This window comes from Kitasatospora sp. NPDC001527 (genome assembly GCF_040298605.1).
Lineage (GTDB): Bacteria > Actinomycetota > Actinomycetes > Streptomycetales > Streptomycetaceae > Kitasatospora.
The window spans coordinates 75,169-88,046 of record NZ_JBEPAM010000007.1 but is presented as its reverse complement, the minus strand read 5'-3'; the positions used below and the strand labels follow the sequence as shown (position 1 = coordinate 88,046).

The 12,878-nt window shown below is 74.5% G+C and carries 13 protein-coding genes; 7 read left to right on the top strand and 6 right to left on the bottom strand.

Annotated elements, in window-relative coordinates; all coding sequences use genetic code 11:
- Positions 1 to 154: 154 nt before the first annotated feature.
- Both ABT238_RS09740 and ABT238_RS09735 read left to right on the top strand, forming a co-directional pair.
- Positions 155 to 1,174 carry an N-acetylglucosamine kinase gene (locus ABT238_RS09740; RefSeq protein ID WP_350567391.1) on the top strand — a complete coding sequence of 340 codons (1,020 nt, stop codon included), beginning with the start codon at positions 155 to 157 and terminating at the stop codon, positions 1,172 to 1,174.
- Between the two features lie 165 nt (positions 1,175 to 1,339).
- Positions 1,340 to 1,945, top strand: a complete 606-nt coding sequence (locus ABT238_RS09735) for a hypothetical protein (RefSeq protein ID WP_350756395.1) — start codon at positions 1,340 to 1,342, stop codon at positions 1,943 to 1,945.
- Positions 1,946 to 2,006: 61 nt separating this feature from the next.
- On the opposite strand, the gene ABT238_RS09730 is transcribed toward ABT238_RS09735, so the two are convergent.
- The gene (locus ABT238_RS09730; protein ID WP_350756393.1) at positions 2,007 to 4,040 is read right to left on the bottom strand and encodes a glycoside hydrolase domain-containing protein; all 2,034 of its coding nucleotides are present in this window, start codon (positions 4,038 to 4,040) and stop codon (positions 2,007 to 2,009) included.
- Between the two features lie 208 nt (positions 4,041 to 4,248).
- On the opposite strand from ABT238_RS09730, the gene ABT238_RS09725 reads away from it, so the two are divergent.
- Entirely contained in the window at positions 4,249 to 4,683 is a 435-nt protein-coding gene (locus ABT238_RS09725; RefSeq protein ID WP_350567385.1) for a YybH family protein, read from the top strand.
- An 89-nt stretch (positions 4,684 to 4,772) separates the two neighbouring features.
- On the opposite strand, the gene ABT238_RS09720 is transcribed toward ABT238_RS09725, so the two are convergent.
- Together ABT238_RS09720 and ABT238_RS09715 are read right to left on the bottom strand one after the other, a co-directional pair.
- Positions 4,773 to 5,180 (bottom strand): RidA family protein, encoded by a 408-nt coding sequence (locus ABT238_RS09720; protein WP_350567383.1) that lies wholly within the window; start codon positions 5,178 to 5,180, stop codon positions 4,773 to 4,775.
- A gap of 86 nt (positions 5,181 to 5,266) precedes the next feature.
- Positions 5,267 to 5,833: a DUF4291 domain-containing protein gene (locus ABT238_RS09715; RefSeq protein ID WP_350567380.1), complete on the bottom strand. Its 567-nt coding sequence runs from the start codon at positions 5,831 to 5,833 to the stop codon at positions 5,267 to 5,269.
- A gap of 206 nt (positions 5,834 to 6,039) precedes the next feature.
- Here ABT238_RS09715 and ABT238_RS09710 point away from each other — a divergent pair, with 206 nt between their 5' ends.
- The 3 genes from ABT238_RS09710 to ABT238_RS09700 are packed head-to-tail and all read left to right on the top strand — an operon-like array spanning position 6,040 to position 8,127.
- Positions 6,040 to 6,456: a hypothetical protein gene (locus ABT238_RS09710; protein WP_350567377.1), complete on the top strand. Its 417-nt coding sequence runs from the start codon at positions 6,040 to 6,042 to the stop codon at positions 6,454 to 6,456.
- A gap of 2 nt (positions 6,457 to 6,458) precedes the next feature.
- Positions 6,459 to 7,196 (top strand): hypothetical protein, encoded by a 738-nt coding sequence (locus ABT238_RS09705; protein ID WP_350567375.1) that lies wholly within the window; start codon positions 6,459 to 6,461, stop codon positions 7,194 to 7,196.
- 22 nt (positions 7,197 to 7,218) lie between these two features.
- Positions 7,219 to 8,127 carry a transporter substrate-binding domain-containing protein gene (locus ABT238_RS09700; RefSeq protein WP_350567373.1) on the top strand — a complete coding sequence of 303 codons (909 nt, stop codon included), beginning with the start codon at positions 7,219 to 7,221 and terminating at the stop codon, positions 8,125 to 8,127.
- Between the two features lie 42 nt (positions 8,128 to 8,169).
- On the opposite strand, the gene ABT238_RS09695 is transcribed toward ABT238_RS09700, so the two are convergent.
- From ABT238_RS09695 to ABT238_RS09685, 3 genes are read right to left on the bottom strand one after another with little or no spacing between them, the layout of a single operon-like run.
- Positions 8,170 to 9,369, bottom strand: a complete 1,200-nt coding sequence (locus ABT238_RS09695; protein WP_350756391.1) for a glycoside hydrolase family 1 protein — start codon at positions 9,367 to 9,369, stop codon at positions 8,170 to 8,172.
- Positions 9,366 to 11,150 carry a glycoside hydrolase family 3 protein gene (locus tag ABT238_RS09690; protein WP_350756389.1) on the bottom strand — a complete coding sequence of 595 codons (1,785 nt, stop codon included), beginning with the start codon at positions 11,148 to 11,150 and terminating at the stop codon, positions 9,366 to 9,368. The genes ABT238_RS09695 and ABT238_RS09690 overlap by 4 nt, the downstream gene beginning before the upstream one ends.
- Positions 11,147 to 11,899, bottom strand: a complete 753-nt coding sequence (locus ABT238_RS09685) for a tyrosine-protein phosphatase (protein ID WP_350567365.1) — start codon at positions 11,897 to 11,899, stop codon at positions 11,147 to 11,149. Before ABT238_RS09685 ends, ABT238_RS09690 begins: the two co-directional genes overlap by 4 nt.
- A 177-nt stretch (positions 11,900 to 12,076) precedes the next feature.
- On the opposite strand from ABT238_RS09685, the gene ABT238_RS09680 reads away from it, so the two are divergent.
- Complete coding sequence (locus ABT238_RS09680; protein WP_350567362.1) at positions 12,077 to 12,874, top strand: GntR family transcriptional regulator; 798 nt, start codon at positions 12,077 to 12,079, stop codon at positions 12,872 to 12,874.
- Positions 12,875 to 12,878 lie beyond the last annotated feature (4 nt).

Genomic DNA, 12,878 nt, shown 5'->3' with positions numbered 1-12,878 from the left:
GCCCCCGGTCCCCGGCCCGCACTCCGTGGGGGGAGTGCGGGCCGGATCACGGGCGGGCCGCGCGCCCCGGGAACGGGCACCGGGCGGAGCCACGCCCTCCCCCGCCGGGAAAGACCCCCGGCCGGGCCACGTACGACGAGCCGCGGGAACCCCGATGACCCACCAGCCCGAACCGCACCTGCCCGGCGTCCTCGCCATCGACGCCGGCAACTCCAAGACCGACGTCGCCCTCATCGGCGCCGACGGCTCCGTCCTCGGCTCCGCCCGGGGCGGCGGCTTCTTCCCGGCCACGATCGGCGCCACCGCCGCCGTCGCCGGCCTCGCCCCGCTGGTCGAGGAGGCCGCGGCGGCCGCCGGGATCGCCGGCTGGAACGGCCCGCTGACCAGCCACGTCAGCGCCTGCCTCGCCAACGCCGACCTGCCGGTCGAGGAGGAAGCGCTGCGCGTCGCGCTGGAGTCCCACCCCTGGGGCGCCGGCAACACCGTCGTCAACGACACCTTCGGTCTGCTGCGGGCCGGCACCGACGGCCCGCGCGGCGTCGCCGTCGTCTGCGGCGCCGGCATCAACTGCGTCGGCCTGCTGCCCGACGGGCGCACCGCCCGCTTCCCCGCCCTCGGCGAGCTCACCGGCGACTGGGGCGGCGGCGCGGGCCTGGCCGTCAGCTGCATGTGGCACGCCGTGCGGGCGGAGGACGGGCGCGGCGGGCCGACCGGCCTGGCCGCCGCCATCGCCGAACACTTCGGCCTGCCCACCACCGGGGCCGTCGCCGAGGCCGTCCACCTCGGGCACCTGCCGTCCACCCGGCTGCACGAGATCGTCCGGGTGCTGTTCGCCGTCGCCGGGACCGGGGACGCCACGGCGCTGTCGCTGATAGACCGGCAGGCCGACGAGATCACCCGGCTCGCCGTCGTCGCGCTGCGGCGCCTGGACCTGCTGGAGACGCCCACCCCGGTGGTGCTCGGCGGCGGGGTGCTCGCCTCCCGGCAGCCGCTGCTGCTCGACAACCTGACGGCCCGGCTGGCGCGGGAGGCGCCGCTCGCCGAGCCGCGGGTCGTGGTCGCCCCGCCGGTGCTCGGTGCGGCGCTGCTCGGGCTGGACCACCTGGAGGCCGGGCCGCGGGCCCAGGAGCGGGTCCGCGAGGCCTACGACCCGGCGCACCCGGTCGCGGTCTGACGGTTCCCCACCCGGCCTCCGCCCTCGCCCCGGCCCCGCTTCCGCCCCCTCCTCCGCCCCCGCCGGGTCCGCACGCCCGGCGGGGGCGGCCCTCCGCAACCGGGCCCGCGGATTCCGCGTCCAGGTGGATGTCCCGTCCAGCCGTGCTCCTGGAAGACTCACCCCATGACCGCGCCCCGCCGCCTCCTCCTCGCCGTGCTGCTCTGCTGCGCCGCCACCACCGGGCTCGCCGCCTGCACGCCGATCGACGAGGACCCGACGCTGGCGATGGCCTCGGACGACGTCGCGGACGACGGCGACGCCGATGCCGCCGATGCCGCCGAGAACGAGGCGGACGCAGCGGAGGCCAAGGACGCCGAGGGCACCGAGGCCGCCGAGGACCTCGCGGAGGAGGAGGCCTGGGAAGCCCCCGGGGCCGGGCCCGGCCTCGACTCCTTCTCCCCCACCGCCTGCACCACCCCGGGCGGGCGCCGGACCGTCCGGGTCCTCGACGTCGTCGAGGGCCGCCTGACCGTCCGCCCGGCCTGCGCCCCCGACGCCGCCCCCGCCACCCACGCCCTGGCCGCCCACGCCACCGCCACCCTGGTCGACCTCCCCCACGACGAACCCGCCAAGGAGGTCCAGCTCCCGGTCCTCCTGGACCACCTGGACACCTGCCTGGCCGACGGCACCCCCGAGCCCCCGTACGGCTGCTGGGGCAACACCTACGACCTGACGCTGGACGCCCGCGGCCGGATCACCCGGATCCAGGAGACCGGCCCCGGGGCATGAAACGCCGGACCGGACCCCCGCCATGGCGTGGCGGGAGCCCGGTTGGTGGTGTCCGTCCGGCCTACAGGAGGCTGCTGACCTGCGCGAACCCGTTGTCGGGCCACATCGCGTAGCCGCTGCTGGTGCTGAGCGTGCCGTTGCCGTTGCCCGTCCACAGCAGCAGCGCGCCGTCGGAGAGCTTGCCCGCGACGTCCGCGCGGCCGTCGTTGTTGAAGTCGCCCGAGACCAGGTCGCCGACGGCCCGGAAGCCGTTGTCGGGCCACATCGCGAAGCCGCTGCTGGTGCTCAGCTGACCGTTGCCGGTGCCGGCCCACCAGAGCAGCGTGCCGTCGGAGAGCTTGCCCGCGACGTCGGTGCGGCCGTCGCCGTTGAAGTCGGCCGCCACCAGGTCGTGCACCTGGCCGAAGCCGTTGTCCGGCCACATCCGGTAGCCGCTGTAGGTGTTCAGGGTGCCGTTGCCGTTGCCGGTCCACAGCAGCAGCGTGCCGTCCGCGGCCTTGCCGACGAGGTCGGTCCTGCCGTCGTTGTTGAAGTCGCCGGCCAGCAGGTCGTGGACGTCCTTGAAGCTCTTGTCGGGCCACATCGCGAAGCCGCTGTTGGTGTTCAGCGTGCCGTTGCCGTTGCCCGTCCACAGCAGCAGCGCGCCGTCGGAGAGCTTGCCCGCGACATCGGTGCGGCCGTCGCCGTTGAAGTCGCCCGCCACCATGTCACTGACCTGGCCGAAGCCGTTGTCCGGCCACATGCCGTAGCCGCTGTTGGTGTTCAGCGTGCCGTTGCCGTTGCCCGTCCACAGCAGCAGCGCGCCGTCGGAGAGCTTGCCCGCGATGTCCTCACGGCCGTCACCGTTGAAGTCCACCCGCACCGGGGCGGCCGGGCCGGACGGCGGGGTGACGGCGACGTCCAGGATGTCGTGGTCGATCCGCAGCGGGAACCCGCCGTAGGTCTCGTCGACGTCGGCGCGGTACTGGCGGACGCGCTCGTGGTTGACCCACACGCCGCTCGGTATGTACGGGTCGCTGGTGGTCGCCTGGCCGTTCCAGTTGGCGCAGAACAGCACGTCCGGGATGGCGTAGCCGCCGCCGAGGTTCTTGACGATGTCGTTGATGCCGCTGGCGCCACTGCTGTAGACGCCCGACCGGTAGCCGCGCTCGTGCAGCCGGTTGGTCCACGCGGAGAGGAAGGTGAGGACCGTGGTGGTGTACTGGGGCGTGCTGTACGCCTCCATGTCGTAGTAGAGCACGCTGCCCGGGACGAGTCCGAGCGCCGCCGCCTTCGCGATGGCGTTGTCCGCCTCGGTCACGCCGTCGGCCGCCGGGCTGGTGATCCGCGAGGCCTGCCGGCCGACGTAGATCGGCATGAACCGCCAGCCGTCGGCGGCCTGCCGCTGCATCCAGTCCGGGGTGAGGTTCGGCTGCGGGCAGTACATGGCGCTGCCGCCGATGTAGATGCCGACGGCGCCGTACGGGGAGTTCGTCTTCCAGGCCCGCATGAGGTCCGAGCTGGGCGCGGCGCAGGCGTCGAAGCCGCGGCCGATGAAGTTGGTGATGTCCGCCGGCAGCGCGACGGGGGCCGCCGTGGCGCCCTGCGGCGCGGCCGTCACGCCCTGCGCCGCCGAGGGCGCCTGGGCGGCGGACTTCGGGCTCTTGGCGGGCGCCGACCCGCCGGTCGGCAGGCCCGCGGAGGCGAGGATGCCGCGGACCAGCCGCTCGTCGAGGTCGTAGGCGGCGGTGACCCTGATGCCCGCCGCGGTGGCGGTGAGCTGGTGGTCGATCGGGTCGGCCGTGAGGCCCGGGGCGGTGTCGGCGGCGGCGGGCTCGACGAGCAGCGCCTCGGTGCGGCCGACTCCGCCGGCCGGGCAGCGGGAGCCGTCGCCCGGGGTGCCGAGGTAGACCACGTGGCGGTTGAAGCCGACACAGGTCGTCGGGTCGGCGGCGAGGTCGACCACCGGCCAGTCCGCGGGAACGGTGAAGCGGTGGCCCAGGTAGGTCACCGGCTTGGTGTCGGACGAGGCCGCCGGGGTCGGGGCGGGCGCGGCGACGGCCGTCCCCACGGTGGTCGCTCCGAGCGCGAGGCAACCGCCCACGGCCAGGAGCATGCGTCGAATACTGATCGTCATCATCCTTTGTGCTTCGAACGGTTGGGCGTGTCACGGCCCGTTGTGGACGAACCGCACATGCTAGCGCGCGCCGCTGACGAACGGCCGTCGATTCGGGGGCTTGACCTCAAGCGCGGTTGAGGTTGTCGAATGGGGACCGGCGGTGATCACCGCCGCAGGACGCCCGATACGGGGAGAGGTGCTGGTCATGGCGGACGGGGTGCTGGTGGCGGGGGACGTGCCGGCGGCGGTGCGGGAGGCGGTGACCGGGGTGGTCGCGGCGCTGGAGGACGCGTTCAACCGCAAGGACGCCCGGGCGCTGGGCGCGCAGTTCGGCGAGCAGGCGTCCTGGACCAACGCGGCCGGCCGGCGGCTGGACGGGCGGGCGGCGATCACCGAGTTCAGCGGTCCGGCGATGCGGGAGTTCCTCAAGGACGCGTACGCCCGCTACGAGGTGGTGAAGCTGCTGGCGGTCACGGACGGCGTGGTCGCCGTCAACGTGGCCCAGACGCCCACCGACGCCGAGGGCAGGCCGGTGGAGGGTCCGCACGGCCGGGCGCTCTACGTGGTCGCCCGGCAGGCGGACGGGTGGAAGATCGTGGCCGGTCAGAACAACGCGGTCGATGCCCGGTCCGCAGCGTAGGTCCTGACCGGCCCCGGACCGGGGGCCGCCTCCCGATCCCGTGATCGTGCCGGGGAGGCGGCCCCCTTCGTCGTCCGCCGGCCCGACCGTCAGGAGGCGGGGCGCACCGCGATGGCGTCGATCTCGACGAGCATCCCGGGCAGCGCCAGCGTGGCCACCCCGCTGAGGGTCTGTGCGGGCAGGCGCTCGCCCCAGGTGTAGCGCAGGGCCTTGTTGAGGATCTCCAGCTTCTCCTGGTCGTGGTCCTTGATGAACGAACCGAGCCGGACGACGTTCTCGAAGCCGAGGCCGACGGCGGTCAGCGCCCGCCGGAGGTTCTCCAGGGACAGTGCGACCTGGCCGGCGAAGTCCTCCACCGCCACCTGGCCGTCGGCGTCGGAGGCGTACTGCCCGGCGAGGTACACGGTCTCGCCGGCGGCGGAGACGACGTGGCTGTAGCCGAACGGCCTGGGGTCGTGCAGGTCGGCGGGGTTGGTGATGACGCGGTTGTCGGTCACGGGGGCGGTTCCCTTCCGGTGCGGTGTGCGGTGTGCGGCCGCGACAACGCCGGGTGGGTTCACGGTCATCCGGTCCTGACGGAATATCACCCGTTCGCACCCAGGCGGTCGGCGAGGGCGCGCGGCAGCGGATAGGGGCGCTCCGGGGGGAGCAGGCGCTGCGCCTGGGCGGCGCGGCCCTGCTGGAGCAGCGCGGCGATCCGCCGCACCTGCGGGGTGAGGTCGGTGATCCCGGTGATCCACTCCTCGGCGAAGGTCCGGATCAGGGTGCGGCCCACGCCGACCTGGATGCTGTAGTGGTTGAGCGCGGCGCCGCGCGGCGAGCGCTCCGGGTCCCACTGGACGTGGACCTCGGCGCGGGCGAGCGCCGCGGGGTCGGCGGTGGTCGGCACGGCCCGTCCGAGCGCCTCCTCCCAGCCGGCCCGGGTGATCCGCACCGCGAGGACGCGTTCCTGCCCGGGTTTGCGGGCCCAGTTGCTGCGGTGCATCAGCCAGCAGAACGAGGGCTTGATCCACGTCATCCGCCCGAAGGAGAACGGCGGGACGAACCGCCCGGCGGCGAGGGCCGCGTCGGCCACCGCCGGGGCGTACGCCTGGTAGACGACGACGGTGGCGGCGTCGAAGTCGGCACGGATCCCGTACAGCTGCTGCATGGCACCGGACTCTGCCAGCGCACCGCCGCAGGGGCGAGCGGTTTTCCCCCGCCCCGCCGGCCTGCGCTTCTCCATGCCGCCCGGCCCGCGGGACGGTTGTCCCGGCACGGGTTCGGGCCGGACCGGTGCGCCGCCGCCCCCCGATCGCTACCATCGCACTCGCCGCGGCCACCGACAGCGAGTGGCCTGGACATTCTGGGGGGCCTGTGTCCGAGCTGCTCACCGACATCACCGCGATCGCTCCGTACTTCACGGTCGCCGCAACCGCCTTCGGAACCCAGCTGGCCGAAGAGGCCGCGCAGCGCGTCGCCACGGGGACGGCGGGGACGGGTGAGGGGTTCTTCCGCCGGCTCTTCGGCCGGCGCTCCGCCGAGGTGGCCGAGGTGCTGAACCGCCACGACCTGCCCGAGGAGCGGGTCGACGGCCTGCTGAACGGCCTCGGCGAGGCCGACCGCGCCCGGCTGGCCGAGGCGCTGCTCAGCTGGCTGCGCGGACCGGCGGCGGACCCGCTCGACGCGGAGCGGCTGGTGGAGGCCGTCCGGACGGTCACGATCAACTCGTACGGCGAACGGGCGTTCAACGCCGCCCACATCGAGAACTCCACGTTCAACTTCGGCAGCTGACCATGGAGGGGGAACCGGGCCCGGACCGGACCGTCGAGATCAACTCGTCCGGCAACAACGCGTTCAACGTCGGCCAAGTCCACCGCTCCACGTTCACCTTCCTGAAGAACGTCGACCCGCGTTCGGTCGTGGCGCGGCTGCCGCTCCTGGTGGCCGTCGGCACCGCCGGCTACGCCGTGCTGTCCTGGCCGGGCGGCCCGCAGAGCCAGTACCTCTGGTTCTACGCCGCCCTCGCGGCCGGCTTCGCGCTGTCCGTGCGGTGCGCCGTCGCCGGACCGACCGCGGTGTCGCACCCGTGGTCGACGGCGGGCCTGCTGCTCCTGGCGTCCGCGCTGGTCCTCTCCCTGCTCGGTCTGGCCGGCCTGGAGTCGGTCCGGCGAGGCGGCGAGGTCCCGGTGGAGATCGCCGTCCGGGGGGCCGGGCCGCTGACCGCCTCCACGACGCAGACCCTCGTCCTGCCCGCACCGGCCGCCGGGAAGGCCCGCGACCGGCTCCGGCTGGCGCTGACCATCTCGGACGACGATCCGACGTCACCGACCTGCGTCCACAAGACGACCGCGACGCTGACGGCCCTCACACCGGGGGTCGCCCCGGGCGTCCAGCGGGTGCCCGCGCAGTCGGTGGTGGAGTTCGACCTCGGCGGTCGGCGCGGCGAGGTGGCCATCGAGATCTCGGTGCAGACCCGGCCGAACTGCGCGATGCGGGTGGCGAAGGCGGACGGGACGCTCTTCAACGACTGACCAGGACCATGGGGGGTAGCACATGACGGACACGCGACGACGGGCACCGGCACTCCGGGCCGCCACCGCGGCGGTTCTCCTCGCCCTCGCCGCCGGGGGGTGCGGCGCGGATCCGGAACCGTCGATCTTCGCCGGCGAGAGGAAGGTCCGGATCGGGGCGAAGAGCGACCAGCCCGGCACCAGCCACGAGCGGCACGCCGGCGACTTCGACGGACTGGACATCGCGGTGGCCAGGGAGCTGCTGGACCGGGTCGGGGCGGAACCCCCGATCTTCAACGGCATCATCTCCAGGAACCGCGCCCCCGCCCTGCGGGACGGGGACGTCGACCTCGTGGTGGCGACCTTCTCGATCACCGCCCAGCGGATGCTCCCGGTCGAGGACGGCGGGGACGGGCTCGACTTCGTCGGCCCCTACGCGTCCACCCAGCAGGGCATGCTGGTGCGGGCGGCCGACCTGGAGCGCTACCGCACCCTGGACGACCTCAACGGCCGGCTGGTGTGCGTCTGGAAGGGCACCACCTCGGCCGAGGAGCTGCGCAAGCCCGCCTACCAGACGATCCGGCTGCGGGAGGAGGAGGACGCGGGCTTCTGCGTCAACGCGCTCAAGGCCGGCGAGGTCGACGCGGTCTCCACCGACCAGCTGATCCTCTACGGCTTCATGGAGGCGGAGCCGACGCTGGCGGTCGTGCCGGGGATCGCGTTCGCGGCGACCAACGACTACGGCGTCGCCCTCGCGAAGGGCCACCGCAAGGACTGCGAGCGGCTGCGGGACGCGCTGAAGAAGTACGTGGTGAGCAACGAGTGGGACCGCGACGTCAAGAACAACCTGCCACAACTGCCCCTGGAGCGCCGCAACGAGGCCCGGCCCACCGAGACCGAGATCGACGGCGCCTCCTGCCGCGACCGCCCGGCCAACGCACCCGTGGGCTGACCCCGGGTGCGCCGGCCGCGCGGCTCTCCGGCCTCGCGCGGGTCAGGCCAGGCGGCCCTCGCGGGCGAGGGCGCCGAGCCAGTGGGCGGAGGGCTTCGGGGTGCGCGCGAAGGTCTCCGGGTCCACCGCCACCAGGCCGAAGGTCGGCCGGTAGGAGCCCCATTCGTAGTTGTCGAGCAGGCTCCAGTGCAGGTAGCCGCGGACGTCCACGCCGTCGCGCAGGGCGTCGGCGAGACCGGCCAGCGCCTGCGTGGTGTAGGCGATCCGCTCGGTGTCGTCGGCGGTGGCGATGCCGTTCTCGGTGACCAGCAGGGGCACGTCCGGGCCGACCAGCGCGGCGGTGCGGCGGACGGTCTCGCCGAGTGCCTGCGGGTAGTACTCCCAGCCCTTGATGGTGGTGCGGACGCCGTCGGCGACCGGGACCTGGCCGTCGACGCCGACCGGCGTACGGGTGTAGGTCTGCACGCCGATCCAGTCGTCGCCGCGGGCGGCCTCGGTGAAGACGTCCTCGCGCCCGCGGGCGAGGGCCGCGACGGTGGCCTCGGCGCCGGGTTCCACGGGGTAGAGGTTGAGGCCGGCGACCGTCCAGCCGATCAGCAGGCGGGGGTCGGCCTCGCGCAGCGCGGTGCTCGCGGCGCGGTGGGCCCGCACCAGCGCCTCGGTGATGTCCTCGCCGGGTTCGATCCGGTCGACGCCGCCCTCGACGGTGCCGCCCTCCTGGACCCACCGCGCGATGGAGTGCATCCGGGCGAGGATGTTCGGCTCGTTGACGGTGGCCACGTACCGGACGCCGTCGAGCACCTCGGTGGCGGCGGTGGCGGCGTACCGGGCGAACAGCTCGGCGGCGTCGGGGGCGAGCCAGCCGCCGGCCTCGGCGAACCACTGCGGCAGGGTGAAGTGGTGGAGCGTCACCACCGGGGTGAGGCCGCGGGCCAGGGCGCCCTCCACCATGGCCCGGTAGTGGGCCAGCGCGGCCCGCGAGTACCGGCCGCGTACCGGCTCGATCCGGGCCCACTCGATGCTGAACCGGTAGGCGTTGAAGCCGAGTCCGGCGAGCAGGTCCATGTCCTCGGGCCAGCGGTGGAAGCTGTCGGCGGCGTCGCCGCTGGGCTCGGGCAGGAACGAGCCGGGCCGGTTCTCCAGGGCCCACCAGTCGCTGGTGGTGTTGTTGCCCTCGATCTGGTGGGCGGCGGTCGAGGCTCCGAACAGGAAGCCGTCCGGAAGCGTGCCGTTGTGGGTCATGCCGTCACCTCGCGCGGGGCAGTGGGGTGGCCGAAACGGAAGAGCGGGTCCGCGGTGTCGAAGGGCACGTCCTCGCGGGCGGCGTCGACGGCGGCGTCCGAGCGGGGCAGGTCGAACGGGAGCGAGCCGGTCATCGGGGCGCGGCCGAGCACCGCGTCCAGCACGACCTCGTCCGACGCGCCGAACTCGCCGACCAGCAGCGCCGCGTGGGGCGCGAGCGGGGTGAGCACGGCGGGGCGTTCGAGCTGGGCGACGACGGCGGTGGGGACGGCGGCGGCCAGGGCGGCCACGCGGGCCGCCTCGGCCGGCTCGAACTCCAGCGAGCCGGAGTGGAAGGCCTGCTCCAGCAGCCCCGCGCGCTTCTCGTACGGCGTGGCGAGGCGCAGGACCGCGAGGTCGGCGTCCTCGGGGCGCTCGACGACCGTCCCGTAGCGGGCCGCGACCCCGGCGTCCACGCCCTCCACGTAGAGCCGCTGTCCGCTCAGCGGCCGGCCGGCGAGGTGGACCAGCGAGCGGGTCTGCACCCGGCGGCCGAGCGCCCGGCCCTCGGGCGCGCCGACCAGCCCCGCGGCGGCGTCCACGTCGACGTAGGGGTCGTCGAAGAGGCCGAGGCGGAACTTGTCGCGCAGGATGCGGCGGGCGGACTCGTCGAGGCGGGCCTCGGTGACGGCGCCGGAGCGCACCACGCCGAGGATCAGCTCGGGGTCGGTCTCTCCGCCGAGCTGGTCGGCGCCCGCGCGCAGGGTGAGCGCGACCTGCTCGGGCACCGACAGCTCCTCGACGCCCCAGTGCCGGGGCGGCAGGCTGACCAGGCCGGGGATCTCCATGCCGGTGATGGCGTTGAAGTCGGTGCACACCACGCCGTCGAAGCCGTAGCGGCCGCGCAGCAGGCCGGTGATGACGTCGTGGTTGAAGTTGGCGCCGACCTCGTCGAGTCCGGAGCCGGAGGGGATCGCGTAAGCGGGCATGATCTGCGCGGTGCCGGCCTCGAAGGCGGCCTCGAAGGGGCGCAGGTGCTGCTCCAGGGCGCCGCCCGGGTAGACCAGGCGCCGGCCGGCCGCGAAGTGCGAGTCCTCGCCCTTGTACTGCGGGCCGCCGCCGGGGAAGTGCTTGGTCATGCAGGCGACGCTGTCCGGGCCGATCCGCTCGCCCTGCAGACCGCGGATGTAGGCGGCGATGATCCGCGCGGCGCGCTCCGGGTCCTCGCCGAAGGTGCCGCTGATCCGGGCCCAGCGGGGCTCGGTGGCGAGGTCGGCCATCGGGTGGATGGCGATCCGGATGCCGACGGCGCGCAGCTCGCGGCCGATCAGGGCGGCGTACTCCTCGACGAGCGCGGGGTCGTCGGTGGCGGCGAGGCCGATCGGCTCGGGGCCGGTGGAGAAGCCGCCGCCGGTGAAGGCGGTGGCGGGGTTCTCGGTGAAGCCGTGCCGGGGGTCGGAGGCCAGGGTGACCGGGATGCCGAGGCGGCCGGCGGCGGCGAGGTCCTGGACGTGGTTGTTCCAGGCGGCCATGGTGCGGGCGTCGGGGACGGCCATCATGCCGAAGGCGGTGAGGCCGCGTTCGGTGATCAGGTGGTCGCCGGACGGGAAGGGGCCGTTGTCGCCGGGGAGCATCCGGCCGTGCAGCATCAGCGCGGCCTTCTCCTCCAGGGTCATCCGGGTGAGGAGGTCCTCGACGCGCTCCTCGACGGGCAGCCGCGGGTCCTCGTAGGGCTCCATGGTGCCGTTGTGGTTGAGGTCGCGGAACGGCGTGCCGTCGGTGTGGCGCAGCACGGTCCTCATGCCGTCACCTCGGCGGCGGCCGGGGCGGCGGCCTTGGCGCGGAAGGCCTCGACGGTCGCGGCGTCCACCCCGCAGTGGGCGAGCAGGCCCTCGGTGCCGCCGTAGCGGGTGCCGACCAGCTCCAGGAAGGCGGCCATCGCCCCGGCCGGGGCCTCCAGCAGCGGGCGGGGGACGACGAAGGTGCCCGCCTCGTGGTCGTTCAGGGCGGCGCGGTTGCGCTCGGCCAGGTTCGCCCAGATCTGCGGCAGCGCGGCGGTGGTGCGGGCGTAGTCGGCGACGATCTCCTCGGCGGGGACGCCGAGCAGGTCGAGCAGCAGCGCGGTCAGCCAGCCCGTGCGGTCCTTGCCGGCGGCGCAGTGCACCAGCACGCCGCCGGGACGGGTGGCGGCCTCGACGGCGAGCTTGACCGCCCCGGGGGCGGACTCCGCCATCAGCAGGTAGAAGGCGCCGAGGTCCTCGTCGGTGACCATGTCCTTCATGGCCGCTTCCAGCCTCCGGTCGGTGGGCTGGACGCGGGCGGCGACCACCTCGATGCCGGCGGCCAGGGACTGCGCCCAGTCGGTGTCCTCCACCTCGATGTCGCCGCGCAGGTCGATGATCGTGCGGACGCCGGCGGCGGTCAGCTGCTCGACGACCGAGGCGTCGTCGGCCGGGTACGGCTGGGCGGAGCGGTGCAGCACGCCGGGGCGGACCCAGCGGCCCTCGGGGTCGGCGAGGGTGGCGGGGTCGCGGAAGTTGACCAGGGTCACGGCGGGGGCCTTTCGGTGCGGGAGAACGGGGGTGGGGGGTGGCGGTGCGATCGAGGGCAAGACATCTAGACGTCTAGATGTCTACCTGGCGAGGGGGGCGCCGGGCAAGCGACGGCGAGGTGAACTTCCGGACAACCGGGGACGGAAGCCACCCCCCGGCTCCGTAGGATCTGGCGCGTGGCGACGCACCGAACCGAGACCCCGCTGTACCGCCGGCTGGCCCGGCAGCTCCAGGAGCGCATCGACGCCGGGGCGTACCCGGCGGGCTCACGATTGCCCAGCGAGCCGGAGCTGAGCGCCGAGTTCGGCGTCAACCGGCTGACCGTCCGGCAGGCGGTGGCCGAGCTGGAGCGGGCCGCGGTGCTGGAGATCCGGCGCGGCGTGGGGACCTTCGTCCGCCCGCCGGCGGTGCGGGTGTCGATCACCGTCGACCCGCGCAGCCAGCGCTTCGACCTCGGCAGCGTGCACTCCGGGCTGCCGCTCGGCACGGAGGTGCCGGACGCGGCGGAGGACGGCGAGTTCGTGGTGTCGGCGCCGCCGGTGACCGGGAGCCCGGAGGACGCCGAGGCGGCCCGTCAGCTGGGGCGCGACAGCGCGGAGCTGTCCCGGGTGGACACGGTGATCCGGCTCGGCGGCCGGCCCCGGGTGGTGAGCAGCTACTGGGTGCCGTCCGGGCCGCTGCCGGCCGGACTGCTGCGGCCGGGCCGCCCCGGCAACATGGTGCTCGACCTGGCCCGGGCGGCCGGGGTGGAGCTGGAGTACGACTGGCGGGCGTTCGGCGCGGTCGGCGCGGACCTCGCCGACGCCGAGCTGCTCGGGGTGCCGCCGGGCACGGCGCTGCTGGTCCGCGAGGGCGTCAGCTGCACGCCGGACGGCACGCCCGCGCTCTACCTGCGGCGGCGGATCGACGGCAGCAGCGCGCGGTTCGTGCTGCACTACCGCGAGCCGGGCGGCGGGTCGGGGCCAGTGCGGTAGGCGT